The organism is Rathayibacter sp. CAU 1779, assembly GCF_054551755.1.
Map to the genome: position 1 here is coordinate 1,191,648 of NZ_JBTOLK010000001.1, position 25,943 is coordinate 1,217,590.

The following is a 25,943-nucleotide window of genomic DNA, read 5'->3' on the forward strand; positions in this document are numbered from 1 at the left end:
CGGTTATTGTTCCAGTCGTTAACCAGTTACCGATTGGACTCTCATGTTACTCATCACAGGGGCGACCGGACACATCGGAACGGCCTTGGTGCGGGCTTTGTCGCAGTGCGAAGCGCCGACGCGGATCCTCGTTCGCGACCTCGAGCGAGCCGCATCCTTCCCTGCGGACGTGCAGCGATACAGCGGCGATCTGGAGGATCCGGAGTCGCTGAGCGCCGCGTTCGAGGGAGTGGATCGGATGTTCCTGCTCACCCAGGGCACCGGCACCTCCATGGCGCAGAACGCGTTGCGCCAGGCCGTGCGAAGCGGGATACGCCAGATCGTGCTGCTCTCGTCCACCAACGTCTTCGGCGATCCCGTCCCGGCGATGGGGCGCTGGCACCACGACCGCGAACTCCTCGTGAAGAGGTCGGGGATACCGTGGACGATCCTGCGGCCCACCGGTTTCATGAGCAACGCGCTCCAGTGGAGGCCCAGCCTGACCGAGGGCGGATACGTGCTGGATGCCACAGGACCGGGGCGTCACGCCGTCATCGACCCCGCGGACATCGCCGCGGTCGCGTCCGCCGTGCTCACCGCGGACGCCGCCGTGCACGAGGACGCTGAATACACGCTCACCGGACCGGAATCGCTCACCACCGGCGAGCAGGTTGCGACGCTGGCCGACGTCCTCGGCAGGCGGATCGCGCTCCGCGAGGTCGACACCGCGGAGGCGGTGCGCTCGCGCTATCCGGGCGGCGCTACCCCCGAGCTGTCGTCAGCCGTCGTCGAGGCGTGGTCGCTGATGCGTGCAGACACCGTCGGCGTCCGCACCGACACCGTGGAAATGCTCACGGGTCGGCCCCCAGGAACCTTCCGAGAGTGGTGCAGTCGCCATGTCCGCGATTTCGGGCCCAGTCCCGAAGCGGCCTGAACCCGCGGCGAGGGTTGACCGCATGAGCGAGGGGCGTTTGCATGGGACCGTTCGCATCCGGTCGTCGAGGAGGGTGCCATGGTCGAAGCCATCACCACCAAGCGGTTCCACGAGCTCGTTCCAGGGGATACCTGGCATCGCGTCTACGGCGGCGCGACCGCCCACTTCGCCACCGGCTCCTTCGACAAGGGCGTCGAGTTCGTTCGTGCGATCGCCGAGCTGGCGGATGCCGCGAACCATCATCCGGACATCGACCTGCGGTTTGCCGGTGTCACCGTTCGGCTCGTGACCCACGAGATCGCCGCCGTGAGCGAACGCGACGCCGCTCTCGCAGCGCAGATCTCGGACGCGGCAAGCCGTCTCGGCATCGAACCGGACCCCACGCTGATCGGGACCGTGCAGCTCGCGATCGATGCCATGGACATCCCGCTCGTGCTGCCGTTCTGGGAGGCCGTGCTCGGCTATCAGCGTCGGGGCGAGGGCTCCCTGCGCGACCCGCGCGGAATCGGCCCGTCGGTGTGGTTCCAGCAGATGGATGAGCCGCGACCGCAACGTAACCGCATCCATGTGGATCTGGCTCTTCCGCGTGCTTTGGCCCAGCAGCGGATAGACGCTGCGGTCGCGGCCGGCGGTCACGTCGTGTCCGACGCCTTCGCCCCGCACTGGTGGACGCTCGCCGACGCGGAGGGCAACGAGATCGACATCGCACCCTGGGTGGACGACACCGACTGGGACGACGACGAGTAGCAGCCGGATCGTCGCCGACAATCGAGGATCGGCGAGGATGTATAGGCGGAACGGTCGCGTCCGCCGGGGCTCAGCCGGGCAGCTCGATCGGTGCACCGCCCATCAGCCTGTTGAGCGCATCCAGTGTGCGCACCGTGGCGGCGAGATCGTCGGCGTCGAGCCCGCCCATACTCTCCCGAACGGACGCGTCGAGCAGTGCGTCTCCCTTGCGCACCAGGTCGGTGCCGGATGGTGTGAGGGTCACGACGTGCTCTCGGCGTGACCGCGGCGAGACGACCACGTTCATCAGCCCGGCGGCCACGGCAGCGTCGATCTGTCGGCTCACCGTGCCCTTGGTGAGGCTCAGGCGGTCGGCTACAGCTTGCTGGTTGATCTCGCCGGGGTAGGCGTCCACCACGCTGAGCACCAGGTATTGCGCGAGGGAGATGCCGATCCCATCGCGGTAAAGGGCTTCGGCCGTGCGATCCATCAGGGTATTGACCCGTCGCACGAGAAACCACATCGCGGCGAGGTCACCCTCCGCGGCCGCATTCACCGCCGTGTCGTTCATGGAGGCCATCGTAACATTCCGTTTGACATGCAACGGTTGTTAATGCAACGGTTGCGTAAGCAACCAAATTGATCAACGGAGGCAACCGTGCGCATTCTCGTCGTCCTCGACCATCCCTATTCGCTGGCTTCGGCCGAGAACATTCCGCACCGCCGCAGTTTCACCGCCGCTGTCGCGGCTGCAGCGATCCGCGGCGCCCAGTCCGCCGGGCACGAGACCGACGTCATCGATCTCGCCGCCGACGAGTTCGACCCCCGCATGTCAGCCGAAGACCTCGTCGAATGGCGTCTGCGCGTCCCCAGCGATCCGCAGATCCTCGACTATCAGCAGCGGCTCCTCCAGGCGGACCACCTCGTCTTCGCGTTCCCGATCTGGTGGGAAGCGATGCCGGCGGCGACCAAGGGCTTCCTCGATCGCGTGCTGGGCAAAGGCATCCTGTATGAGGAACTCGAGGGAGCCAAGGGCAACCCGTTCCGTTCGTTGATGCCGCGGCTCGGGGGCGTGACAGCCCTCACCGTGATGACCACGCCCCACGCCGCCTACAAGTGGTGGTACCGCGACCCGGTCACCAAGATCCTGTTCAAGGGCACGTTCGCGAAGATCGGCGTGAAGAACCTGGTGTGGCGTAACTATGACAGCGTCGACCAGCGCACGCCGGAGCAGAGGCGACGGATGCTCGACGCCACCGAGACCTATTTCTCGCGTCTGAGCGCGCCACGGTCGGCCACCGCGGCGTCCGCGATCCCGGTTCGCTGAGGGGCTTGGGATTCGGATCCTCCTGGTGCATGCGACCTGACCGCCCGATCGGTGATGGATCCGCCGGCGATCCGGGCTCGCCGTCTCACCCACCTCGGTGGTGGCGCTGCGCGGATGCTCGGCGCATGCTGGAGAAATGAGCGAGACAACCGAGACCACCCCCGAGACCACTGACGACACGCCCCGGATCGTCGTGGGCGTTGACGGTTCCGAGCAGTCCATCGTCGCGTTGCGCCAGGCGGACCGGCTTTCGCGTCTGCTCGGCGCACGGATCGAGGCGGTGTCCACGTGGAGCTATCCGGTCGCGATGTCGCCGTACGCGCTGTCGATGGAGCCGTCGTTCGAGGAGATCGCCGTGCAGGCGCTGGACGAGGCGCTGACGGAGGCGTACGGATCCGATCGTCCGGCGCTTCTGACGACCGTTGTGCAGTACGGACATCCGGCGCAGGTGCTCATCGAACGCAGCACGGGAGCGGAGATGCTCGTGCTCGGATCCCGCGGCCGCGGCGGATTCGCCGGCCTGCTGCTCGGATCCGTGAGCTCGGAGTGCGCGGCGCACGCCAACTGCCCGGTGCTCATCGTCCGGTGACCTGGGGTCCCCCAGCCCTGGGACCGACGCGGGCTGGCGCATAGGCTCGACCCCATGGCCACGGTGATCCTCGTACGACACGGACGTACCGCGGCGAACGCGCAGGGTGTGCTCGTTGGAAGGACGCCGGGCGTCTCGCTCGACGAGGTCGGGCGTACGCAGGCGTCTCGACTGGCCGAGCGCCTCGCGGCGGTGCCGCTCGCCGGGGTGGTTTCGAGCCCGCTCGATCGGTGTCTCGAGACGGCGGATGCCATCGTCTCGCGGCAGGCGGACGCGCCGGCCGTGTCCGTTGATCCGCAGCTCACCGAGTGCGACTACGGGGCGTGGCAGGGCAGGTCGTTGGCCGAGCTCGCGCGCGAGGAGCTGTGGCGGCACGTGCAGGCGAGTCCGGCATCCGTCGTGTTCCCCGGCGGAGAGCCGATGGCGGGGATGCAGGCGCGGGCGGTTGCGGCCATCCGTGGACACGATGCCGAGGTGACCGGGGCGCACGGCGCGAAGGCCGTGTGGGCTGCCGTGAGCCACGGCGACGTCATCAAGGCGATCCTGGCGGATGCGCTCGGCATGCACCTCGACCTCTTCCAGCGGATCAGCGTCGGGCCGGCATCCGTCTCGATCGTGAACTACGGCGCGAACGGCTCGCGGGTGATCGCCACCAACACGGACGCCGGCGATCTGTCCTGGCTGCACGACGGGATCGCGGATGCCGATGTGGCGGTAGGCGGAGGCTCGACGCCCTGAGTCGGGGCCTGCCGGCAGCGGGGCAGCGCTCATAAGCTTGTGCGCATGCCCACCGTCGTCCACGACTTCGATTGGCCCGACCGTGTTCTCATCGGAACGATCGGCGAGCCGGGCTCGCGGTCCTTCTATCTGCAGGTGAAAGACGGCCGGCGTGTCGTCAGCGTGCTGCTGGAGAAGGAGCAGTCGGCGCTGCTGGCGATGCACGTTGAGCAGATCCTCGACGAACTGATGGGCGCCGGGAACCCGTTCGGGATCCCGGCGGATCCGTCGGCCGAGCTGATCGACCACGGTCCGCTCGATCCGGTCGACGAGCAGTTCCGCACCGGCACCATCGGCCTCGGCTGGGACCCGACCACGGCTCAGGTCGTGGTGCAGCTCCTCTCGGAAGAGGGGCTCGACGAGCCGTCGGATTCCGACGACGAGGTGCCGGAGGAGGCCGTCGTCATCCGGATGCCCGTCGGTGCGGCCCGCGCGTTCGCCCGCGGCACCAGGGCGATCGTCGCGGCGGGCCGTCCGCTCTGCCCGCTCTGCGGACTGCCGATGGATCCGGGCGGGCACACGTGTCCGGATCCCGCCGCATTCGGCGACGCCCCGTGACGGGTGGCGGTGTGGTCACCGGGAACGACGGCATGTGCGGAGAACGTGGAAGGACCGGGAGACGCGGATGACCGCATCCGGTGCGATCGACGGCGAGCTGCAGGTGGTGGCGCGTATTCCGGCGGCGTCGAACGAGACGTTCCTCGCCGCGATCGGCGATGTTCCGGTGATCTACAAGCCGTCGTCGGGCGAGAAGGAACTCTGGGATTTTCCGGACGGCGACCTGGCACAGCGCGAGGTGGCCGCGTATCTCGTCTCGGAGTGCCTCGGCTGGAACGTGGTCCCGCGCACGTGGCTCAGGGACGGCCCGTACGGCCCCGGCATGGTTCAACTGTGGCAGCACGTGGACGAGGAACAGGATGCCGTCGACGTGGTCGCGGCCGACAACCTTCCGCTGCACGGCTGGCGGCTCGTGCTGCGTGGCGCCGACGAGGAAGAACGTCCGGTGGCGCTCGTGCACGAGGATTCGGACGCACTTCGGGCGATGGCCGTGTTCGACATGATCGTCAACAACGCCGACCGCAAGGGCGGACACGTCCTCGCCATGCCCGACGGACACCGGTACGGCGTGGACCACGGCCTCACATTCCATGTGGAGCACAAGCTGCGCACGGTGCTCTGGGGCTGGGTCGGAGAGCCGCTCAACGAACGCGAGGTCGACGGCATCGCGCGGGTGCGAGCATCCGTCGATCACGAACTGGGGCTGAGCCTCCGCGAGCTGCTGGCGGACGACGAGTTGGAGGCCCTCGCCGCTCGCTGCGACAGGATGCTCGACGACCGGCGGTTCCCCGCGCCGAGCGGCTGGATGCCCGCCACGCCCTGGCCGTTGTTCTGAGCGCTGCCCCTTGTTCTGGGCGCGGCGCAGACCGCCTGCCTCGGATCGGGAACTGCCTGGACGGGTGCGGATCAGGTGCGGTCGGAGCCGTCGCGACGCCGACGCACCTCGAGCGGAACGACGATGAACAGCAGGATCGCGATGAGCGCGATCGGGATCAGCAGCGCGATCAGCTTGGCGATCAGCACGGCCAGGATGAGCAGCACGCCGAGCGCAGCGAGCACCCACAGAACGGGCCGCCAGTTCGTACGCATGGCCGTATCGTACGTCGCGGCGCCGCAGGCCGGCTGAGCCCGGCAGCGGCGGATCGTCAGGATCCGTCGATGAGCTCGAGCAGTTCTTTCGTCGCCTTCGCGATGTCGTCGTGGTCGTTCTGGGCTGCCCTGGATTCGAGCGAGATCACCGCGCAGCGGTGCACCTTCTCGAAGTCGCCGTAGGGGAAGCTGTAGCGCCCCTTGGTCTGCTCGGAGGCATCCGAATCCACACCGAGGTGCCACTGGCTGTAGTCACCCCAGCCGTGCTTCTCGATGAACTCGTTCTGGGCGTTCGTGCTGGGCGCGTGCTCGCTCCAGTCATCCCGCTCATCGCGCACCACCTTGCCCTGTCGCACGAGTTCGCGGGCGTGACCGAGTGCGCGGTCGTTGAGCTTGACAGTCATGTCGACGCTCCTTCCGTCAGGCGGGAGTGGCTTTTTTCCTGGCAGCGGCCAGCTTTCGTCGCGGGGGCGGGCGCGTCAACCCCTTGCGGGGGTGCGGGCGGGCGCGCGACGGTCACGACATGTCTGACGAAACGAACTTCCAGAATTCGCAGCCCGGCGGAGGCGGACGCCATGTGGGCGGGCCGACCGATCCCGAGGTGCCCAGTCCTGATCAGCCGCTCCAGCCGGGTGGGCCGGGGGTTCCTGCTCCCGATCCGGAGGAGCCGAACCCGCCGTCGCCGGCCGAGCCGACAGTGCCGACGCCTGAGGAGCCGACGATCCCAACCCCGACCGAGCCGAGCTTCCCGACCGCGCCGACACCTCCCGAGACGCCGGCCGGGCCGGGTGCGCCCGGTGCTCCCGGCGCACCGGACGGACCGCAGCCGGTCGCATCCGCCGACCGTACTGCCACCGACGACTCCGCGGGCGACGAGCGTTTTGTGCGCGGCGCGGGCTCCGACGCGGATCTCAGCGTGCTCGCGGCGGATGTCGCGCATCCGTTCGACCAGACCAACGGGATCATCGATGGGCTCGAGGGCGACGCCGACGATCCGGAGCGCGTTGAGGAGCGCCTCGGCGACGGCGACATCGCGGCGGCCCCTGGTGTTCCCCCGCTCGGTGTGCCGACCGATCAGATCGACGCTGACGCTGATGCCGGTCGGGACGGCGACGCGTCGACACGGTGACAGCGCCGGCACGATGCCGGTGTGGCAGGGCAACTGTCGGCCGACCGAGACGTGTCAACCCCTGCACAGCCTGGGCCTGCCACGCACACCCTCGAAGAGTCGAACGACAAGGACAGACCGGACGAACGACAGCGACCGACGGCAGCGACGGACCACAGCAAGACCGGGCCGCGGCGATCCGGAGGTGAGGGGGAGCAGCGATGCAACCGAAACAGCAGCAGGAACCGCCAGGGACGGAGCGGCGCCTTCGTCCGCGAGCCGATCACGGTGAGGAGACGTATCGCGGCAGTGCGCGGCTCTCCGGCAAGGTGGCGGTGATCACCGGGGCGGACAGCGGAATCGGCAAGGCCGTGGCCATCGCGTTCGCGCGGGAGGGCGCCGACGTCGTGTTCGGCTACCTCGACGAGACGGAGGATGCACGGGACACCGAGTACTGGGTGACCGAAACCGGGCGGAAGTGCATCGCGCTGCAGGGCGACATCGCGGATCCCGCCGAATGCCGGCGGCTCGTCGAGGCGGCGGTCGAGAGGTTCGGCCGCATCGACGTGCTCGTGTCGAACGCGGCGATGCAGCGGACGCACACCCGGGTTGAGGACATCTCCGACGAGGAGTGGGACGCGACCATCGCCACCAACCTGAGTGCGTTCTTCCACCTGGTGAAGGCGGCGCTACCGCACATGCGGCCTGGCGGATCGATCATCGGCACGTCGTCCGTCAACTCCGATGCGCCATCGCCGACGCTCATGCCGTACGCCGCAACCAAGGCAGCGATCGCGAACATGACGGCATCCCTGTCGCAGCTCTTGGGCGAGCGCGGCATTCGCGCGAACAGCGTCGCCCCTGGCCCGGTGTGGACACCCCTGATCCCGTCGACGATGCCGGAGGAGCACGTCGAATCGTTCGGTGACAACACGCCGCTTCGCCGAGCCGCTCAGCCGGCAGAGCTCGCGCCCGTGTATGTACTGCTGGCCAGCGACGAGGCGTCGTACATCTCGGGCGCGCGTGTCGCCGTGACGGGCGGACGTCCGATCCTGTAGGAGGTCGAAGCTCCTCCGGACGGTGCCTGAGACCATCAGCCGCGGCTCGGTCGAGGACGTGGAATCCGTGCGGAGGCGGATGGCGGCATCCGCTCGCATGTGCCACGGCAGCGACTCAGGGCCATTGCAGATCTGAGAGGCTCTGTCAAGGGTGCCTCCCAATCGATGGCTTGCGGTTGTGATCTGAGCCGATTCGCGCTTGCCTGGGGGAAAGAGAAGGTGATCTTTTCCATGGGTGTATTGATTTACGGACCGCAAGACATCGAGTTCGACGACCGATTGCTGACGCATCTCGAGATCGTGATCGTCAACAAGTTCAGACGGCAGGAGTCGTTCCTGCTGTCGTGGCTGGACGACCTCTCCGTCGGCAGCGGACGCGCATCGATGTGGATGGCGTGCGAGGTGCCCGTCTACTTCAAGTACTGGGGATCTCGCGTTCCCTCCATCAACAAGGAATGGCTGCGTTCGCTCGAGCTCGGCGCCGAGAGTTCGCGAGGGCTCATCGTGCTTGACGAGGAGGGCAGGCCGGCACACGCGGGACGCGACGGCCAGCAGCGCACAGATCGACCCGTGAAGCGCATCCACGGTGCGGCCTAGGATGAGGCCGGACGCCGAGCGCGGAGGGGTGTGATCGTCGCCAATGGGTGCGTTGTTCTACGGTGGCACCGAGTATCAGTTCGACGATCGGACGCTCGCCCACCTCAAGATTGCGATCGCCGCGAAGCTCCGCCTCAAAGAGGGCTTCCTCGTGAGCTGGCGGGCGGAGCCTGAGGACGGCGGAGGGCGTGTCAGCATTTGGCTGAGTCCGGCCATCGCCCTACAGTTCGTGTTCGCCGAGGAAGACCCGCCGCAGCTCAACCGTCGCTGGCTGGAAGCTCTGGCTCGCTCCTCTCACGGTCCCCGTGGCCTGGTGGTGCTGACGGAGGAAGAGGCCGAGAGGGTCGTGGCCTCGGACATCACGGACGCCGAGACGCAGAAGCGCATCCAGAAGGCGCTGGACGAGGTCGGCTAGCGCTGCGCTGGCGTGCGTGCGACCCTGACGTTCGTTGCCGCATCTCGGCGGTTCTCAAAACGGAAACCTCGAGGGACGGATGACGGGGGCCGAGACCCGCGGCACGCGCTGGTCGGATCGCTCGATCACAGGGCTCCGTGTGCGGGATCTGCGCCGGCCCGCGGCGTCTCGAGGTCGCGGAGCACGGAGTTCAGATCCGGCTCCTCATAGGCGGACACGGGACCGTCGAGCCGGAGAGCGTGGTAGCCGCGGCCAACGCGTTCCACGTATCCCACCAGGGATCGTGCGTCGTTCGTGGGAAAGCGCGCGTCAACGGCGCACCAACGGGTCTCGTCGATGCGCCGCAACGTCACGTGCATGTCAAACGCTTCTTCTCAGCAGCCGGACCAGGCCGAGAACGACGGCGACGATCAGGATGATGATGCCGATCCAGAGCAGCCATTGTGCGGCACCCACGAAGATGCCGAGGAACAGCAGGATCAGGCCGACCACGAGCAGGACTATCGCTAGAGAAACCATGCCGTCACTCTTCCCACCCGGCCGGCCGGTGGGAACCCCTTGCCAGATCGGCCCGGAGTGTGATTCACGTACGCGAGACGATCGCGGACGTCCGCCGGACCGCGCGTGTGGCGTCGCCTTGCGACGTTTCGCCGCCGATTGCAACCGGTCGTGTTCCGCACGCGCAGCGGCTAGACATCGGACAAGGAACGCGTGATGCCTGCGCCTGGACGATGGAGTGCGGTGACCACACGCGGTTCCAGGAAGGAGACTGCCGTGGAACCGTCGCAAGGAGTCGCCGTCGTCACGGGAGGAAGCGCCGGACTCGGACGCGCCATCGTGCGCGAACTGGCGTCCCGAGGGTGGAACGTGGCCGTGCTGGCGCGCGGCGAGGAGGGCGTGAACGAGGCGCAGCGCGAGGTGCTGGCGCTGGGTAGACGCGCGATCGGGATCGAGGTGGACGTCAGCGATCGGGCGGCGCTCGAGTCGGCAGCCGAGCGTGTCGAGCGGGAGCTGGGACCCATCGCGGTGTGGGTGAACAATGCGATGGTGAGTGTCTTCGCGGAGTTCACCCAGATGGATCCCGACGACTTTCAGCGGGTCGTCGACGTCGACTTCGGAGGATTCGTGAACGGCACCCGCGCCGCGCTGCACCGCATGTCGCCCCGTGACCGCGGTGCGATCCTCCAGGTGGGATCCGCGCTGGCACACCGCGGCATCCCGCTGCAGTCGGCCTATTGTTCCGCCAAGCACGCGATCACCGGATTCACCGAGTCGGTGGCGGCCGAGCTCGAGCACGACGGCAGCGCCGTGACGCTGTCTCAGGTGGACATGCCGGCGATGAACACCCTGCAGTTCAGCTGGGTGAAGTCGACGCTGCCGAAGCATCCGCAGCCCGTGCCGCCGATCTATCAGCCCGAGATCGCTGCGAAGGTTGTCGCGGATGTCGTCCAGCGCCCCAGACGACGCGTGCACGTCGGGGAGAGCACAGTGCTGACGATCTGGCTCAACCGGCTTGCGCCGCGCCTCGCCGACCGCAATGCCGCGCGCGGCGGATTCGACGGCCAGCAGACGGACTCCGTGCACGATCCGATGCTCGGGCCCAACCTGTACGACCCGGTTCCGGGCGATCACGGGGCGCACGGAGTCTTCGACGACAGGTCGATGGTGATCACGCCGCAGACCTGGGCGATCCGGCACCGCAGGATAACGGCGGGTCTCGCCGCGGCCGCGTTCGCAGGGGCCATGACGGCAGCCGTCGCGGTCGCGCGACGGCACTAGAGCGCCGATCCGGGCTCGGACGTCGCACGCCTCGACGTGACGGAAGGCACGCGCCACGGGCCGCACAGTATGGGCTCAGGCGACGACGAGCGCAACCTCTGCTCGTGCCGATCGATCAGAGGTCAGCTGGTCGTTCGCGACAGGAAGGACCACGACGATGACGGACACAGGCGGACAACCGGACCCCGACATCCGCACCGAGCCGCTGGAAGCGACCGGCCGGACGGACGAGGCGGACGGGAACGAGAATGCGGAGGACGTCGAGGCGGCTCGACCACGACCCGACAAGGATCCCGAGACACAGGAGGACACGGCCTCTGGCGGCCCCGCCGACTGACGGTCGCCCTGGCCTCTACAACGCTCTCGGTGGTGACGCAACCACTCGACAGGCATCCCGGGAGCGTCGACGCTGGCGAGTATGACTAGCTCGGCGAATCGTCCGCTCGCCGGTGTCCAGAGGTTCGGCGGCCGGATGCCATCGCATCGCACGTCGCTCGACACCCGGCGACGGGGTGCGAAGGGGCATCCGGTCGCCGGCGCTGCCTTCGGCATCGATCGGTTCGTACGCGATGTGCGACACGGCCGGTTCGAACGGACCTTGTCGGCACTGACCGCCGTCGGCGCCGCCGTGACGACCGCGGAGATCTTCTTCGAGCACGACAAGGCCAGCTTCGGCAACCGCTGGATGTGGGCTCCTATCGTGACCGGTCCGATCGGTGTGGCGGCCGGGATCGCCGGCTATGCGAATCACCGGCTCGCGAAGACGGCTCTGCCGCTCGCCGCCGGCGTCATGCTCGCGAACGGTGTGCAGGGCATCTGGCTGCATGCCAAGGGCATCAAGCAGAAACCGGGCGGATGGCGCAACTTTCGTTACAACATGGAGATGGGCCCTCCGCTGCTGGCACCGCTCCTCGTCACGCTCGTCGGCGGCATGGGGCTGCTCGCGGCCGTGCTGCGGAGGGAAGAATGAGCCGACGGTCCACGGCCACTCGTCCGCTGCCGCTGCCGGCGGCTGACGGGGGAGGACGTTTCCCGGGCTTCGACGTCATGGAGCAGGAGCCGCATTGGGACGGCGCCACCCGGGCCGCGCTGCACGCCCGGCTGCACGGTCAGCCAGCCGTGCGCTTCTTCGATCGCGTGCAGGAGTCCACGGCGAAATGCCTGCTGGATCGGCTCATGGGTCAGCGTTCGCAGCCCGGCGACGAGACCGTCGATCTCGTGCGGATGGTGGATGCCCGGCTCGCGGAGAACCAGACAGACGGCTGGCACTACGACACCATGCCTCCCGACTGGAAGGCATGGCGGGCGACACTCGCCGCGCTGAACGAGGATGCCCACGCCCGGTTCGGACGCGACTTCGCCGCGTGCCGTCACGAGGACCAGTGCGACCTCCTCGAAGCCGTGCGCACATGCACCGACGACCGCTGGCATGGGCTGCCGCCCGGACAGGTGTGGGGCATGTGGACCAGGTACGCGGCGACCGCGTTCTACTCGCATCCCGCGGCCTGGAACGAGATCGGATTCGGCGGTCCAGCGTATCCGCGCGGCTACAAGGCGCTGGGCGTGGGCAAGCGGGAACCGTTCGAGGTGCAGGATGCGCGTCCGCGCGACGATCCGCTGCGTCGCCCTGGCGCACCGCTTGAGCCGGGAGCGGAGACCGCTTCCGGCTCGACGCTCCCTCTTCCTCGGCCGGATGGCGGAACGACGCCGCCCGGAACCGGCTCGTGGGGCCCGGTGCCGACCGCCGTCACGGCGGTCGGGCACCGACAAGTGGCGACATGACGGGTGGGCCAGGTCGGTCGATGAGCGTCAGGGAACGCAACGAGTCGGCTTGGCTGCTCACTCCCGACGGTGCGGTCGACAACCGGCTGCGTCGGAACATGCGACGGTTCGAGGACGGCGACGAGCTCGACGCCGTGATCGTGGGCTGTGGCGCAGGCGGCTCGACCATGCTGCAGCGGCTCGCCCGATTCGGCTGGCGTGTCGCGGCACTGGATGCCGGACCGTTCTGGGATCCGGAGGAGGACTGGGTCAGCGACGAGGCGGCGTCGCACCAGCTGTACTGGACGGAGCCGAGGGAGATCGGCGGATCCGATCCGGTGCCGCTGGGCTCGAACAACTCCGGCCGCGGCGTCGGCGGATCCATGGTGCACTACGCCGGCTACACGCCGCGTTTCCACCCCAGCGACTTCCACACGCTCGCGGCGGATGGGGTTGGGGCCGACTGGCCGTTCCGATACGAGCAGCTGCGCGGATACTACGAACAGCTCGAACAGGAACTCCCGGTCGCCGGCGAGGACTGGCCGTGGGGCGATCCCCACGGGTACCCGCACCGGCCGCATCCGGTGGGAGGCAACGGCGAGGTCTTCCTACGCGGCGCTGGGCGGGCTGGCATCCGGGCGAAGGTCGGACCCGTCGCCATCCCCAACGGACGGTTCGGGCACCGCCCGCACTGCATCTACCGCGGCTTCTGCCTGCAAGGCTGCAAGGTGAACGCGAAGGCGTCACCGCTCATCACGCACATCCCGGATGCCATCGCGCACGGCGCAGAGGTGCGTCCTGACTGCATGGTGACGGGCATCGGCGTCGACGACCTCACCGGCCGGGCGACGGGAGTGCGATACGTGCGCGACGGGCTCGAGCGGTTTCAACGGGCATCCGTCGTGATCGTCGCCGGATACGCCATCGAGACACCCCGGCTGCTGCTCAACTCAGCGTCGGCGCGGTTCCCCGACGGACTCTGCAACGACCACGACCAGGTCGGCAGGTACGTGATGGTGCAGGGGGCGCCGCAGACGGCCGGGCGGTTCGACGAGGAGATCCGCATGTACAAGGCGCCTCCGCCCGAGGTGAGCACCGAGGAGTTCTACGAAACGGACCCGCGCAAACCGTACAAGCGCGGCTTCTCGGTGCAGACCATCTCTCCGCTTCCCATCACCTGGGCGGAGCATGTGATGGCGCAGGGCTACTGGGGCAGGGAGTTCCGCAACTACATGAGCGACTACGTGCACTGGGCGTGCTTCGGCGCGCTGTGCGAGTTCCTGCCTCAGCCGGACAACAGGGTCACCCTCGCCGACGAGAAGGATCGCAACGGCATGCCGATCGCCCACTTCGCGTACAGCCAGTGCGACAACGACCGCGCGCTGATGGATGCCGCGACGGCGGTCATGGAGCGGATGCTGAAGGCGGCCGGCGCCGACGACGTGATCACCATCAAGCGCTATGCGCACCTGGTGGGCGGCGCGCGCATGGCGAAGGACGAGGAACACGGCGTGGTGGATGCCGACTGCCGCACGTTCGCCATCCCGAATCTGTACATCACCGACGGCAGCGTGCTGCCCACACAGGGCAGCGCGAACCCGGCGCTCACGATCATGGCGGTCGCGGCGCGCGCGGCGGACCGGATGGCACAACGATGACGCCTGGAAACCGCTGGTTGAGGCTTTTTAAGCCAACAGCACCCCGGGTTGGGTTTTACAAACTCCACCCGCGGCGGGCGTTCGACCAGCGCGCGCACGCGAACGAACGCGAACACGAAGGAGGAACGACATGGCTGAGACGGTCAGCGACGTCATCATCCAACGGCTGAAGGACTGGGGCGTGCATCGCGTCTTCGGATTCCCCGGCGACGGCATCGGCGCCTTCGACGGCGCATTGGGCAAGGCGCAGCACGACGCCGACGGCGGCGACGGGATCGAGTACATCCGTCCGACCCACGAGGAGATCTGCGCACTGATGGCCACGGCACACGCCAAGTGGACCGGCGAGGTGGGTGTGTGCATCGCCACGTCGAGCCCCGGAGGATTCCATCTGCTCAACGGCCTGTACGACGCCCAAATGGACAACCAGGCCGTCGTGGCGATCGTCGGTCAGCAGGGACTCGACGCCCTCGGCACGTTCACCCAGCAGGAGAGCAACCTCGAGCGGGTCTTCCAGGATGTCGCGTGCTACGTGCACACCATCGTCAGCCCTGCGCAGGCCGAGGTCGTGATCGACACCGCGTTCCGCACGGCGAAGGCCAGGCTGCAGCCGGCCGTCGTGATCATCCCGCACGACGTGCAGGCGATGAAGGCCGTGACTCCGCCGGTCGCCCACTGGGTGTCGCGCGCCAGCCGGGTTCCGGCATCCACGGCGATCACTCCGCCGGCTGAGCAGCTGCAGAAGGCAGCCGACATCATCAATGCCGGCGAGAAGGTCACCTTCCTGGTCGGCGCGGGCGCGCGCGGTGCGACGAACGAGGTGCTGCGGGCCGCGGAACTGGCGGGCGCGGGCATCATCACCGCGCTGCGCGGCAAGGACGTGATTCCCGGCGATGTTCCGCACCACACCCAGCAGCTGGGCCTGCTCGGCACGCTGCCCAGCCTGCATCAGGTGCACGGCTGCGACACGCTCGTCATGCTCGGCACGAACTATCCGTACGGCGAGTTCCTGCCACCGACGGGGTCGGCGCGGGCGATCCAGGTGGACCTGAAGCCCGAGCAGCTCGGCGTGCGGTATCCGACGGAGGTGAATCTCTGGGGCGACGTGAAGGCCACACTGGAGGCGCTCATCCCGCTGCTCACCCCGAAGGACGACCTGTCGTGGCAGCTCCAGGCAGCCGAGCAGATGCGCGGCTGGGAGCGCGAGGAAGAGGCGGAGGCGATGGTCGCGTACGACGACGGCGCGAATCCCCGTCGCTTCTTCCACGAACTCGGCCGGCGTCTGCCCGACGGGGTGATCGTGACGGCGGATGCCGGCACAACGGCCGACTGGTACGCCCACCACATCAGGTTCCGCCGTGGCATGCGCGGCGATCTCTCCGGACGCCTGGCGACAATGCTCGCCGCGATGCCGTACGCGGTGGCAGCCAAGTTCGCGTATCCCGAGCGCCCCGTCGTCTGCACCATCGGCGACGGAGCCTTCCAGATGCTCGGCATGAACGAGCTGATCACGGTGAAGAAGCACCTCGGAAGGTTCGCCAACAAGACGTTCGTCGTTCTGGTCATGCACAACGACGACCTGGGCCAGGTGTCGTGGGAGATGCGCACCGAGGATGCGAACCCCGTGTGGCGAACGGCGCAAGACGTCGAGTCGGTCGACTACGCGGGCTTCGCCCGCCTGCTCGGATTCCAGGGCATCAGGGTGGAGAAGGACGAGGATGCCGCATCGGCGATCGAAACGGCACTGGCGTTCGACGGCGTGACGGTCATCGACGCGATCGTGAGCCGCAGCATCCCGCCGCTTCCGCCGCACATCACCAAGGAGTATGCGAAGAACACCGGGCTCGCGCTGCTGAAGGGCGATCCGTTCGAGTTCGACGTGATCAAGGGATCGGCCGCAGCGCTCGCCGCCGAGGGAATCGAACGTGTCAAAGGCGCTTTGCACCTCGGACGTGACGACAAGGACGAGTGATGTCTGTCGCAGGCCGCATCGCGCCCGCGATCGCAATCGCGCCACCTGCGCACTATTGCGCCATGACGGGTGGCGCAATAGTGCGCAAATGGCGCAGTCACCGGGTGGTGGGTGATCATGCCTGACGGCGCCGTGCGCTCCGTGCGGGTGTCCGCGTACGTCGTGCCCACGACGTTCGACGGCGAGGCGATGCCCGAGTCGGACGGCACCGCCCTGTGGGACTCGACCGGTGTGCTGGTCGTGGAGGTGGAGGCCGACGGATGCTCCGGCCTCGGCTACGCGTACACCTCACCCGCTGCCCTCGGCGTGGTGCGCGACGTGCTCGCTCCCATCGTCATCGGCGGCGACCTGTTCCACACGCCGGAGCTGTTCTGGACCATGGCCCGAGCGGTACGCAATCTCGGCTGGCGCGGAATCGCCGCGAGCGCGATCTCGGCCGTGGACGTCGCGCTGCACGACGCCAAGGCCCGACTGCTCGAGGTCTCCCTCCTCGACCTCCTCGGGGTATCCCGCGATCGCATCCCGGTGTACGGCAGCGGCGGCTTCACGAACTACACGGACGCGCAGCTCGAACAGCAGCTGGCCGGGTGGGCCGAGCGCGGCATCCGCGCCGTGAAGATGAAGGTGGGAACGGACGCCTCGGCCGACCCAGCCCGAGTCCGCAGCGCCCGCGCAGCGATCGGCGACGACATCGGGCTCTTCGTCGACGCCAACGGCGCCTACGACCGCAAACAGGCGCTCGGGCTCGCCGAGCGGTTCGCCGGGGAAGCCGGCGTCACCTGGTTCGAGGAGCCCGTCTCGAGCGACGATCTGAGCGGGCTGCGTCTCCTCCGCTACCGTGTTCCGGCCGGCATGCAGATCGCGGCGGGTGAGTACGCGTACGTTCCCGCCGACTTCCGCCTGCTGCTCGAGGCCGGCGCGGTCGACGTGCTGCAGGCGGACGCCACGCGCTGCGGCGGCGTCACCGGTTTCTGCGCTGCAGCGCAGCTGTGCGCGGCCTCGGGCATCCCGCTCAGCGCGCACACAGCTCCCGCGCTGCATGCATGGCTGGGGGCGTCCGCACAGCCTGCGGTGCACGTCGAGTATTTCCACGACCACGCGCTGATCGAGCCGCTTCTGTTCGACGGCGTTCCGGAGCTCGTCGACGGATTCCTCGTGCCCGACCCCTCAGCGCAGGGCCACGGCCTGCGCCTCAGCGAACGTGCCCGCGAGCACCGTACGGCGGCATGGAGGTCGTGATCCACATGGACAAGGGCAGGGCTGACCACACGGATCCGACGCTCGTGCGCAACCAACCGGCGCTGCGCAGTTCCTCCGGCCGCATCTGGCTGGTGGTTGGCGGCATCCTCGCCGTCATCTGCGCGGCGGTGCTCCTGCTCCAGGTGGGCAACAGCGTGCCGCTGGCAGTCGTCGGGGCGATCGTCGTCGCCCTGTTGTACGCGGCGATGGTCGTCGTGCGGCTCCGGCTGCCGCAACCACCGCGGCTCATCGCACTCGCGTGCATCTTCGCGGCGATCCCGGTGTGGACCATCGTCTGGCTCTTCGTGATCGTCGCCCAAGTGACCTGACGTGTATGCCGGTACGCCCGGCTATGTATCCGACGCGGGGAAGTCAACCCGTTCGGGTCGGAGCGTTCGGCGCGTACGGTCGGTCACTTGGAGTCGTTGGTCGGCCAACGCATTCGAAGAAATTGGAGGACTCATGCCACGGCAACCCAGCCTCAAAGACCCGGAGCTGTACGAGGAACTGCGCGACGATGGAGCGTCCAAGCAGAAGGCGGCCCGCATCTCGAACGCCGCGGCGAAGCGCGGGCGCAGCAGCGTCGGACGCAAGGGCGGCAAGTCCGAACCGTACGAGGAATGGACGGTGGCGGATCTGCGTCACAGGGCCAAGGACCTCGGACTTCACGGATACTCGCACAAGACGAAGGGTGAGGTCATCCACATGCTGCGCGACCACTGAGGTCGCGCGGTCCTCTGCATGACGGTCACGCCTCCGTCTTGGAAAGCGGCTCCGCGATGTCTTCCAAGGACTCGTTCTCCGCATCCACTCCGAGGAAGACCTCGACGAGACCCGCAGCGATCATGAGGCCGGCGCCGATGAAGTACCCGATGGCGACGGCGCCGATGCCGATCGAGACGAACTGGCCGAACAGCAGCGGTCCGATGATCCCGCCGATACCCGTTCCGACCGCGTAGAAGAACGCGATGGCCATGGCCCTGGTCTCCATCGGGAAGATCTCACTCACGGTCAGGTAGGCGGAGCTGGCGCCGGCCGACGCGAAGAAGAACACGATCACCCAGCAGACGGTGAGCCAGGTCGCATCGAGGATCCGCAGATCGAAGAGGATGCCCGTGCCCACCAGCAGCACGCCGCTGCCGATGTACGACACCGAGATCATCACCCGGCGTCCGACGGTGTCGAACAGCCTGCCGAGCAGCAGCGGACCGAGGAAGTTGCCGACGGCGATGGGGACGAGAGCCCAGGGCGCGAGGTCGTCCGGCACGTGCAGGAGCTTCGTGAGCACGAGGGCGTAGGTGAAGAAGACGGCGTTGTAGAGGAAGGCCTGTCCGATGAAGAGGGACAGTCCGAGCACGAACCTCTTCGGATACTTCGTCACCGCGACGCGCACGATCTCGCCGAATCCGGTGGACCTGCGTTGCTTGATCTCGATCGCGCGATCGTCGCCGATGTCTTCGAGAGGTTCGTCGGTGTCCTCCTCCACCGTGTGCTCGATCTCTGCGACTTCCTTCTCGGCGTCCTCGTCGCGGCCGTGGATGAACATCCAGCGCGGGGATTCGGGCACGTTGCGGCGCACCAGCAGGATGACCAGCCCGAGCACCGCGCCGAGGCCGAAGGCGAGGCGCCATCCGACGTCAGCGGGGAAGATGCTCGTGTTCAGCAGCACGACGGTGAGCATGGCGCCGAACGCGGTGCCCAGCCAGTACGACCCGTTGATCGCGAGATCCACCACTCCGCGGCGTTTGGCGGGGATGAGCTCGTCGATCGCCGAGTTGATCGCTGAGTACTCGCCGCCGATCCCCGCGCCGGTGAAGAAGCGGCAGGCGAAGAAGAACAGGGGCGTGAACGAGAACGCCGTCGCGACGGTCGCCAACAGATAGAGACCGAGCGTGATCATGAACAGCTTCTTGCGGCCGAAGCGATCCGTCAGATAGCCGAAGAAGAGTGCTCCCAGGCACGCGCCGGCCACGTAGATCGCGGCGGCCAGCCCCACCTCGCCGGGGCTGAGGCCCAGGCCGCTGGACTTCTCGGTGAGGCGGCTGCCGATGGCGCCGACGATCGTCACCTCGAGGCCGTCGAGAATCCAGACCGTGCCGAGTCCGACGACCACCATCCAGTGCCAGCGCGACCACGGCAGCCTGTCCAGCCGGGCGGGAATGGTGGTGCGGATGGTCTTCAACTCGTGATGTGCCATGTCGACCCCCTCGACAACGTCGGCAGCGACGGATGTCTGCACCGTACGCATCCGCAGAGCTCACCGACAACCCGTTGCCGTCGCAGGCGCAGGGCGCTAAGCCTGCAGGCCCGCCGCCGGTGCCGACCCGTGGCCAGGAGGCACGGTGTTCCGGGGACACAGCGTCCGGGGATTCCGTGGCGGCGAGGATGGGATCCGGGCAAGGAGGCGCGGGGTGGGATCCCCGATGTCCTCACCCCGCGCAGCGCGCCGTCCGCCTTCCTCGAGCCCATCGTCACCCGATAACGACTACTGCTACTGAAGTACGGAGGGGGCGCCTTCCTGACCACCACCATAGGGGTGCGCCGGGTGCGAGCGATGCCCCTTGACACGGGGCATCACGATGTGGCATCGCTCCGCGCACTTCGACGCATGACGCGTCAGATCGTGGCCACCGAGCCGCCGTCGACGCGGTAGTTCGACCCGTTCACGAACGATGCGGCATCGGAGCACAGGAAAGCCACGACGGATGCCACTTCCTCCGGCAGCCCGCGCCGCTTCAGCTCCAGGAAGGGCCGTTCGGTCTCGAGGAACGACCGCACCGCTTCGTCGAAGGATGTGCCGTTCTGCTCGGCCCGCTCCTCCATCATGGCGTCCGTCATGGGTGTGGCGATGAACGCAGGGGAGACGGTGTTCACCAGGAGACCGTCTTCCGCGTAGGCACGCGAGAGTCCTTTCGCCAGCGCGAGGACGCCGGCCTTGGCCGCGCAGTAGGGGAGTTCGTCCGCGTAGGGCTGCACGGCGTCCTCCGACGAGATGAAGACCAGCCGGCCCCAGCCCCTGCGGAGGTCCGGCAGGAACTCCCTGGCGACGCGGACCGGACCGAGCAGGTCCGTCTCGATCGTGTGCAGCCAGCCGGCGTCGTCGATGTCCGAGAAGTCGCCTTGAGCGCCGGTGATTCCCGCTGCGTTCACGACGATGTCGATGCGTCCGACCGCGGCGAGCGATCGTCGGTGTAGTTCAGCGACGTCGGCGGTGTCCGTGACATCGGCGGCGAACACGTGCACGGATCCGGTTGGGTCCTCCTGGGTCACATCTTCCGCGAGTCGCTCAACGGCCTCGTCGAGCTTCCCCTGATCGCGATCCGTCATGATGACGGTTGCGCCTTCCTGCAGCAGTGCTCGCGCGGTGTGCCATCCGATGCCGGAGTCGGCCCCGGTGACGAGTGCCTTCTTGCCTTCGAGTCCGAGATCCATTCCTCGAGTCAACCGGGCACGATCCGTCATCACGAGGCGTTGCGTCTGCGTCGCGCCCGTGCATAATGGCGGGTCCGGCACCCGCGGCTCCTCGGATCAGGGGCGGGGACCAGAAGTGCCGAGGTGGGCGATGATCCTGCTCCAGTGCTCGGCGATCGGCACGGCGGCCGTCGAGACTGCGACCCGGGCGTCACGCAGCCGCCTCGCGTACGCATGCGCTGACCGCTTCTGCTCCTTCGTATCCCGAGCGACGATGAGGGTGGATGCCGTCACGGAGTCCAAGCTCTGATGCAGCACTTTCTGCGTGAAGGCGGCACGGTCGGCATCCAGTCCGGCTTCGCCCTGCTCGGCGGCCGTGCTCAGCATGTGCTCCAGTCGCGAGGCGAGTCCGGGGTCGCGAACGTCGGCGCCACCGATGTGCGGCGCGAGACGCTCGCCCGACCATGCGTCCGGCGACCGCGTCCCGGACGATGCCGCGCGCAGCGTCATCGGCTCCACCAGTGCGAGGGTGGCCACTTCATCTCGGAAGCAGGCAGCGAGTGCGGCGGCGAAGATGCATCCCTCTCGCCAGCCGAGCATGCCGAGGTCGCGGTAGGCGACGCGTCCGAGGGATTCGGCGTCGCGGCGACACTGCGCAAGGAACGCGTCCACGTCATCCGCCCAGCGCAGCGGTGAGGGCTGGGGCGGGACGATCCAGGGATCCGATGCGCCGTATCCGGGGCGATCGAGGGAGATGAACGACAGACCGCTGCCCTCCGTGAGGTGCGGATCAGGATCGAAGCCGCCGGCACCGGGTGTCGGATGGCACACGAGAACCCACCGCTCGGCCGCGACCGCGCCGTGCACGGTGATGCCGAGCCGTCGTCCGTCCGCGCGGGTGAACGTCCGTTGCGTCATGACACCCTCTCCGGTTTACTCACCCCTCGCCGCCGCGCGCACGCCTACGTGCCGCAGAGACACCTGCCTCCGTGCCGCGGAGACGCACCAAGGCCATCGCCGCTTGTCGCCCGACGACAGGGCTTGTCTTCGCCGAGGCTATGCCTTATCGAGGCTGGCGGCTCGGCGCGAAGCGGTGCAGCGCCGTCAGCTCCGCTGTGCGCCAGACCCGGCGAGGACGGCGTATGCCAGCGGCACCACCGACACGCTCATCAGCACGATGCCGAGCGCGGTCACCTGCGGCAGCAGAAGCACGCCGCCCACGAGGAATCCGGCGAACAGCACGGCGCCGACCGCCCTGCGCACGAGCCGTTCGAGACGGCTCAGCCTGCGGTCGATGGCCGGCGTCGCGACGGTCACGGTCCCTTCGTTGATACGCGAGATGAGCGCATCCGCTCGCTGAGGCAGCCGCAGCACGATGCCGGCGACCGAGAGCACCTCCTTCGCCACCGAGAGCACCACGTTGCCGCTCTCCTCGCGCAGCAGCCGCGACGCGTACGGCTCGATGGCGTCCCAGACGTTGAAGTCCGGGTCGAGCGAGCTGCACACTCCCGACGTCAGCGACATCGAGCGGATGACGAGCAGAAAGTTCTCGGGAAGCTGGAGCGGCAGCGACCGAACGACCGTGCCGAACTCTCGCCCGAAGTCGCGGAACTCCCGCTGATCGACCGTGCGCAGCTGCGCGAACCCCATGCCGCCGAAGCGATCGAACAGCTGCGACATCGCCCGTTCGAGCTCCGCCGTGTCCGTGGTGGGCAGCAGGATGCCGACCTCCTGGATGCTCGCCACCAGGCTTCGTCCGTCACGGGCGGCCACGGCGACGAGCAGGCGCCGCAGTCCGTCGCGCAGCTCAGGCGTGACCTCGCCCATCATCCCGAAGTCGAGGAACGTGAGACGCCAGGCCGGACCGTCGCCCTTCGTCGCGTTCCCGCCGCCGCCCTTGCTCCCGCCGGCCGTTCCGGTCGCGGATGGATCGCACGGCGTCACGAAGATGTTCCCCGGATGCGGATCCGCGTGGAAGTATCCGTTCCCGAAGAGCTGCTCGAACATCACCTCGGCGAACACCGCGGCGACTTCGGACGGATCGATGCCCGCTTCTCGCAACCCGTCGACGTCGTTGATCTTGATGGCCGTGACGTCCGAGAGGGTCAGCACCCGGCGGGACGTGCGCTCCCACACGACGTCGGGCACGTCGACCCGCGGATCGTCGGCGAACATCTCGCGGAACCGCTCAGCACCCGCCGCCTCGTGGAGGTAGTCGATCTCCTCGAGGCTGGTCTTCGCGAACTCCGTCACCAGAGAGTGCGGGTCGACGTGATCCGTCACGATCCGCAAATGGGTGAGCCAGCCCGCCACGCGACGCAGAGCAGCGAGGTCCACGTCCACGATCTCCTGGATCCCGGGCCGCTGCACCTTCACGACGACCTGCTCGAATCCGGTGTCGGCGGCATCCGGCGCGACGAGCCGTGCCCGATGGGCCTGGCCGAGGGATGCCGCAGCCACCGGCGCCTCGTCGAACGACGCGAAGGCCTCGGCGAGCGGCATCCCCAGGTCGGACTCGGCGAGCCGCCTGATGGATTCGAACGACGCCGGCGGCACCTCGTCCTGCAGCCCGGCGAGCTCCTGGGTGATCTCCGGCGGCAGCACGTCGAGCCGTGACGACAGGAACTGTCCGACCTTGATCATCAGGCCGCCGAGCTCGACGGCCAGCGCGTGGAAGCGCTGCGCGACGCGGGTCAGACGCGTCGCGCGTCCGCGGTCCGACAGGCGTGCCAGCCCGATCCGCGGCAGCACGATCTCGAACCACCACGTCTGCGCCAGGTAGCGAAGCGCGAACCTGAGGATGCGACGGTAGCGGGCACGAGTGTCTCCCGCCTCGTTCGGTTGGGATTCCCCTGAGACGGGGGCCTTCGGCATCCCTCAGTCCTGCGCGAGGATCGTGTAGAGCTTGCGACGCGCATCGTCGAGCACCCTCACCGCCTGGTCGACCTGTTCCGGTGTCCCGGTGCTGCGCACCTGGGCGGCGGCCTGAGCCAGCGCGACGCCCGCCTTGGGCAGGGCTCCGATGTTGCGGGCGCCGCCGGGACCGGATGCCTCCCACGGCGCTGCACGATCGGCCGCGGCATCCGCTTCTGCACGTCCCGACTCCGTGAGCGAGTACGTCTTTCGTCCGTCGGCGACCTCCGCGCTGATCAGGCCTTCGTCCGCCAGGAGCTGCAGGGTCGGATACACGGATCCCGCGCTCGGCTTCCACGCGCCGCCGCTGCGCTGCTCGATCTCCGCGATGATCTGGTACCCGTGCATCGGCCTCTCCCTCAGGAGCGCGAGGATGGCCTGACGCACGTCGCCGCGAGCCACCCGTGGCCCGACGCGCTGCTCGAACATCGCGTGCAACTGGTCGGCGAGCTCCGACAGTCGTGGCCCGCCCCCGAATCCTCCGTCGAATCCACGGGATCCGAATCCCCCGCCCGCCGAACCGCTGAATGAACCGCTCATGACGACCTCCCTGGTCCCCGGTATCTGGTCAGGTCGTGCTACCCCGACGACATGTCACGATATATCGTTCGAGCGGGTTTGTCCGGGGGATTTCGCTGGGAATCCGGGCTCCGGTGTGAGACAGCCCAACCGGTCGTCTTCGCCTGGATGCGCCGATCGAGATCGTCGAGCTCCGCGAGCCGTTCGGCGGCCGCCCAGACCGGTCGCGGTGGCGCCCGGTGCGCCCGCGGATGAATCCCTAAAGTGGGCTGGTGACTCTCCCCGACGGCCTCCTCCGGATCCTGCGTGCGCCCAGCGCCTGCCACCTTGCCACCCTGATGCCGGACGGATCCCCGCAGTTGACCCAGGTCTGGGTGGACACCGACGGTGAGCACGTCGTCATCAACAGCGTGGACACGCATCACAAGGTGCGGAACATTCGCCGGGATCCGCGGGTGGCCGTGAACGTGACGGATCCGGACAGCCCCACCCACTACTTCCAGATCCGTGGCACCGCCGCGGTGAGCTATGAGGGTGCGGCCGAGCACATCGAGGCGCTGTCGCAGAAGTACACGGGACGTCCGTACGCCTGGTATGGCGGGCGAGATCAGGTGCGCGTCCTCCTCACCATCGACGCGACGAGCGTGAGCGAGTTCGGTCGCTGACGCCGACGCGCCCGCACCGCACAGACGAGTTACCCCGGTTGATCGTGACGCCGACCAGCGAATTCACTGTCCGGAGCCGCGAGGACGAGCGGCGCGCATCGGCCATTGTCGCCGAATTATTGGCGGCGCTCGATAGCGCCGTCACCGAGCTCGGCACGCCGAAGGACCTCTCAACGGGGCTGGTCGACGGATTGCGCTGGAACCTCGGCCGACTGCTCGCAGGCCAGGAGATCAGCGAGCCGAAGCGCTGACTTGTGGTCGCGCAGTGTCTCGCTTGCGTTCGACGAAGGACCATTGCGAGTCCATGCCTCGCTCGGCACCAGATGGCCCCAAATGGCGGGGCTTCGCAGAGGGGAAGCGGCTCCGAGCAGGAAACACCCGATGGAATTGCGTCTTACGTGGTGGCTCCGACCGGCATCGATCCGGTGACCTTTCGATTTTCAGTCGAACGCTCTACCAACTGAGCTACAGAGCCATGGCATCCAATGGACGCCTACTGGAAAAGAAGCCCTCCATAAGGGAGGGCTTCTCCAGAGCGACCCTGACGGGACTTGAACCCGCGACCTCCGCCGTGACAGGGCGGCACGCTAACCAACTGCGCTACAGGGCCATGTGTGTATTCAGTTATTCGGTATGTCAGTCATCAAGTGTAGTCGTGACCCCAACGGGATTCGAACCCGTGCTACCGCCGTGAAAGGGCGGCGTCCTAGGCCACTAAACGATGGGGCCGTCCACGCCCACGGCGCTTGACTTCCGAGGGATTAGCTTAGATGACCCCAGGGCGATTGCCAAACCGAGCGGATGTCGCCGCGCAGCTCGGGCGCGTCGCCTGCTCAGCATCGATTCCCGCCACCCCCGGGAATGTGCCG

At 67.9% G+C, this 25,943-nt stretch carries 32 protein-coding genes and 3 tRNA genes; 22 read left to right on the plus strand and 13 right to left on the minus strand.

Annotated features, from left to right (window positions below; genetic code table 11):
* Positions 1-43: 43 nt before the first annotated feature.
* A complete protein-coding gene (locus tag ACX9R5_RS05455) occupies positions 44-913 on the plus strand; it encodes an NAD(P)H-binding protein (RefSeq protein WP_459407984.1) in 870 nt (289 codons plus the stop codon).
* Positions 914-991: 78 nt separating this feature from the next.
* The gene (locus ACX9R5_RS05460; protein WP_459407985.1) at positions 992-1,660 is read left to right on the plus strand and encodes a VOC family protein; all 669 of its coding nucleotides are present in this window, start codon (positions 992-994) and stop codon (positions 1,658-1,660) included.
* 70 nt (positions 1,661-1,730) lie between these two features.
* Here ACX9R5_RS05460 and ACX9R5_RS05465 read toward each other — a convergent pair whose 3' ends face one another.
* A complete protein-coding gene (locus ACX9R5_RS05465) occupies positions 1,731-2,210 on the minus strand; it encodes a MarR family winged helix-turn-helix transcriptional regulator (RefSeq protein ID WP_459407986.1) in 480 nt (159 codons plus the stop codon).
* Between the two features lie 87 nt (positions 2,211-2,297).
* Here ACX9R5_RS05465 and ACX9R5_RS05470 point away from each other — a divergent pair, with 87 nt between their 5' ends.
* The 5 genes from ACX9R5_RS05470 to ACX9R5_RS05490 all read left to right on the plus strand — a co-directional run bounded on the left by ACX9R5_RS05470 (position 2,298) and on the right by ACX9R5_RS05490 (position 5,725).
* Entirely contained in the window at positions 2,298-2,966 is a 669-nt protein-coding gene (locus ACX9R5_RS05470) for an NAD(P)H-dependent oxidoreductase (RefSeq protein WP_459407987.1), read from the plus strand.
* A 136-nt stretch (positions 2,967-3,102) separates the two neighbouring features.
* On the plus strand, positions 3,103-3,555 hold the full coding sequence (locus ACX9R5_RS05475; RefSeq protein WP_459407988.1) for a universal stress protein: 453 nt from the start codon (positions 3,103-3,105) through the stop codon (positions 3,553-3,555).
* Positions 3,556-3,609: 54 nt separating this feature from the next.
* Positions 3,610-4,293, plus strand: a complete 684-nt coding sequence (locus ACX9R5_RS05480; protein WP_459407989.1) for an MSMEG_4193 family putative phosphomutase — start codon at positions 3,610-3,612, stop codon at positions 4,291-4,293.
* A 45-nt stretch (positions 4,294-4,338) separates the two neighbouring features.
* A complete protein-coding gene (locus ACX9R5_RS05485) occupies positions 4,339-4,890 on the plus strand; it encodes a DUF3090 domain-containing protein (RefSeq protein WP_459407990.1) in 552 nt (183 codons plus the stop codon).
* Between the two features lie 67 nt (positions 4,891-4,957).
* Positions 4,958-5,725, plus strand: a complete 768-nt coding sequence (locus ACX9R5_RS05490) for an SCO1664 family protein (RefSeq protein WP_459407991.1) — start codon at positions 4,958-4,960, stop codon at positions 5,723-5,725.
* A 71-nt stretch (positions 5,726-5,796) separates the two neighbouring features.
* Here the strand turns inward: ACX9R5_RS05490 and ACX9R5_RS05495 are convergent, their stop codons facing one another.
* Positions 5,797-5,979 carry a hypothetical protein gene (locus ACX9R5_RS05495; RefSeq protein ID WP_459407992.1) on the minus strand — a complete coding sequence of 61 codons (183 nt, stop codon included), beginning with the start codon at positions 5,977-5,979 and terminating at the stop codon, positions 5,797-5,799.
* Between the two features lie 56 nt (positions 5,980-6,035).
* Positions 6,036-6,383 (minus strand): hypothetical protein, encoded by a 348-nt coding sequence (locus tag ACX9R5_RS05500; protein WP_459407993.1) that lies wholly within the window; start codon positions 6,381-6,383, stop codon positions 6,036-6,038.
* Positions 6,384-6,502: 119 nt separating this feature from the next.
* On the opposite strand from ACX9R5_RS05500, the gene ACX9R5_RS05505 reads away from it, so the two are divergent.
* The 4 genes from ACX9R5_RS05505 to ACX9R5_RS05520 all read left to right on the plus strand — a co-directional run bounded on the left by ACX9R5_RS05505 (position 6,503) and on the right by ACX9R5_RS05520 (position 9,157).
* On the plus strand, positions 6,503-7,108 hold the full coding sequence (locus tag ACX9R5_RS05505; RefSeq protein WP_459407994.1) for a hypothetical protein: 606 nt from the start codon (positions 6,503-6,505) through the stop codon (positions 7,106-7,108).
* 200 nt (positions 7,109-7,308) lie between these two features.
* Positions 7,309-8,145, plus strand: coding sequence for an SDR family oxidoreductase (locus tag ACX9R5_RS05510; RefSeq protein WP_459407995.1), 837 nt, complete (start codon positions 7,309-7,311; stop codon positions 8,143-8,145).
* Positions 8,146-8,376: 231 nt separating this feature from the next.
* On the plus strand, positions 8,377-8,742 hold the full coding sequence (locus ACX9R5_RS05515) for a DUF7882 family protein (RefSeq protein WP_459407996.1): 366 nt from the start codon (positions 8,377-8,379) through the stop codon (positions 8,740-8,742).
* A 43-nt stretch (positions 8,743-8,785) separates the two neighbouring features.
* A complete protein-coding gene (locus tag ACX9R5_RS05520) occupies positions 8,786-9,157 on the plus strand; it encodes a DUF7882 family protein (RefSeq protein WP_459407997.1) in 372 nt (123 codons plus the stop codon).
* Between the two features lie 125 nt (positions 9,158-9,282).
* On the opposite strand, the gene ACX9R5_RS05525 is transcribed toward ACX9R5_RS05520, so the two are convergent.
* The gene (locus ACX9R5_RS05525) at positions 9,283-9,516 is read right to left on the minus strand and encodes a hypothetical protein (protein ID WP_459407998.1); all 234 of its coding nucleotides are present in this window, start codon (positions 9,514-9,516) and stop codon (positions 9,283-9,285) included.
* A 1-nt stretch (position 9,517) separates the two neighbouring features.
* Positions 9,518-9,676: a hypothetical protein gene (locus ACX9R5_RS05530; RefSeq protein WP_459407999.1), complete on the minus strand. Its 159-nt coding sequence runs from the start codon at positions 9,674-9,676 to the stop codon at positions 9,518-9,520.
* A 255-nt stretch (positions 9,677-9,931) separates the two neighbouring features.
* Between ACX9R5_RS05530 and ACX9R5_RS05535 the strand changes: the two genes are divergently transcribed.
* The 9 genes from ACX9R5_RS05535 (at position 9,932) to ACX9R5_RS05575 (ending at position 18,289) form a co-directional block, all read left to right on the plus strand.
* Positions 9,932-10,936 carry an SDR family oxidoreductase gene (locus ACX9R5_RS05535; RefSeq protein WP_459408000.1) on the plus strand — a complete coding sequence of 335 codons (1,005 nt, stop codon included), beginning with the start codon at positions 9,932-9,934 and terminating at the stop codon, positions 10,934-10,936.
* A gap of 157 nt (positions 10,937-11,093) precedes the next feature.
* Positions 11,094-11,273, plus strand: a complete 180-nt coding sequence (locus ACX9R5_RS05540; RefSeq protein WP_459408001.1) for a hypothetical protein — start codon at positions 11,094-11,096, stop codon at positions 11,271-11,273.
* 135 nt (positions 11,274-11,408) lie between these two features.
* Entirely contained in the window at positions 11,409-11,906 is a 498-nt protein-coding gene (locus ACX9R5_RS05545) for a hypothetical protein (RefSeq protein WP_459408002.1), read from the plus strand.
* Positions 11,903-12,718, plus strand: coding sequence for a gluconate 2-dehydrogenase subunit 3 family protein (locus tag ACX9R5_RS05550; RefSeq protein WP_459408003.1), 816 nt, complete (start codon positions 11,903-11,905; stop codon positions 12,716-12,718). The genes ACX9R5_RS05545 and ACX9R5_RS05550 overlap by 4 nt, the downstream gene beginning before the upstream one ends.
* Positions 12,719-12,738: 20 nt before the next feature.
* Positions 12,739-14,355 (plus strand): GMC family oxidoreductase, encoded by a 1,617-nt coding sequence (locus ACX9R5_RS05555; protein WP_459408004.1) that lies wholly within the window; start codon positions 12,739-12,741, stop codon positions 14,353-14,355.
* A 130-nt stretch (positions 14,356-14,485) separates the two neighbouring features.
* Positions 14,486-16,327 carry a thiamine pyrophosphate-requiring protein gene (locus tag ACX9R5_RS05560; protein WP_459408005.1) on the plus strand — a complete coding sequence of 614 codons (1,842 nt, stop codon included), beginning with the start codon at positions 14,486-14,488 and terminating at the stop codon, positions 16,325-16,327.
* A gap of 117 nt (positions 16,328-16,444) precedes the next feature.
* A complete protein-coding gene (locus ACX9R5_RS05565; protein ID WP_459408006.1) occupies positions 16,445-17,566 on the plus strand; it encodes an enolase C-terminal domain-like protein in 1,122 nt (373 codons plus the stop codon).
* A complete protein-coding gene (locus ACX9R5_RS05570) occupies positions 17,554-17,895 on the plus strand; it encodes a hypothetical protein (RefSeq protein ID WP_459408007.1) in 342 nt (113 codons plus the stop codon). Before ACX9R5_RS05565 ends, ACX9R5_RS05570 begins: the two co-directional genes overlap by 13 nt.
* Positions 17,896-18,028: 133 nt before the next feature.
* Complete coding sequence (locus ACX9R5_RS05575) at positions 18,029-18,289, plus strand: DUF7218 family protein (protein ID WP_459408008.1); 261 nt, start codon at positions 18,029-18,031, stop codon at positions 18,287-18,289.
* A 25-nt stretch (positions 18,290-18,314) separates the two neighbouring features.
* Here ACX9R5_RS05575 and ACX9R5_RS05580 read toward each other — a convergent pair whose 3' ends face one another.
* From ACX9R5_RS05580 to ACX9R5_RS05600, 5 genes are all read right to left on the minus strand, one after another.
* Positions 18,315-19,763 carry an MFS transporter gene (locus tag ACX9R5_RS05580; protein ID WP_459408009.1) on the minus strand — a complete coding sequence of 483 codons (1,449 nt, stop codon included), beginning with the start codon at positions 19,761-19,763 and terminating at the stop codon, positions 18,315-18,317.
* A gap of 419 nt (positions 19,764-20,182) precedes the next feature.
* On the minus strand, positions 20,183-20,998 hold the full coding sequence (locus ACX9R5_RS05585) for an SDR family NAD(P)-dependent oxidoreductase (protein ID WP_459408010.1): 816 nt from the start codon (positions 20,996-20,998) through the stop codon (positions 20,183-20,185).
* A 96-nt stretch (positions 20,999-21,094) separates the two neighbouring features.
* Entirely contained in the window at positions 21,095-21,895 is an 801-nt protein-coding gene (locus ACX9R5_RS05590) for an alpha/beta fold hydrolase (protein WP_459408011.1), read from the minus strand.
* A 186-nt stretch (positions 21,896-22,081) separates the two neighbouring features.
* Positions 22,082-23,851: an ABC1 kinase family protein gene (locus ACX9R5_RS05595; RefSeq protein ID WP_459408012.1), complete on the minus strand. Its 1,770-nt coding sequence runs from the start codon at positions 23,849-23,851 to the stop codon at positions 22,082-22,084.
* Positions 23,852-23,854: 3 nt separating this feature from the next.
* Complete coding sequence (locus ACX9R5_RS05600) at positions 23,855-24,430, minus strand: PadR family transcriptional regulator (protein ID WP_459408013.1); 576 nt, start codon at positions 24,428-24,430, stop codon at positions 23,855-23,857.
* Positions 24,431-24,681: 251 nt separating this feature from the next.
* Between ACX9R5_RS05600 and ACX9R5_RS05605 the strand changes: the two genes are divergently transcribed.
* Both ACX9R5_RS05605 and ACX9R5_RS05610 read left to right on the plus strand, forming a co-directional pair.
* Entirely contained in the window at positions 24,682-25,074 is a 393-nt protein-coding gene (locus ACX9R5_RS05605; RefSeq protein WP_459408014.1) for a PPOX class F420-dependent oxidoreductase, read from the plus strand.
* 44 nt (positions 25,075-25,118) lie between these two features.
* Positions 25,119-25,325, plus strand: a complete 207-nt coding sequence (locus ACX9R5_RS05610) for a hypothetical protein (protein ID WP_459408015.1) — start codon at positions 25,119-25,121, stop codon at positions 25,323-25,325.
* A 148-nt stretch (positions 25,326-25,473) separates the two neighbouring features.
* Here ACX9R5_RS05610 and ACX9R5_RS05615 read toward each other — a convergent pair.
* From ACX9R5_RS05615 to ACX9R5_RS05625, 3 genes are all read right to left on the minus strand, one after another.
* A tRNA-Phe gene (locus ACX9R5_RS05615) sits at positions 25,474-25,549 on the minus strand.
* A gap of 61 nt (positions 25,550-25,610) precedes the next feature.
* Positions 25,611-25,684 (minus strand) — tRNA-Asp (locus ACX9R5_RS05620).
* A gap of 46 nt (positions 25,685-25,730) precedes the next feature.
* Positions 25,731-25,803, minus strand: a tRNA-Glu gene (locus ACX9R5_RS05625).
* Positions 25,804-25,943 lie beyond the last annotated feature (140 nt).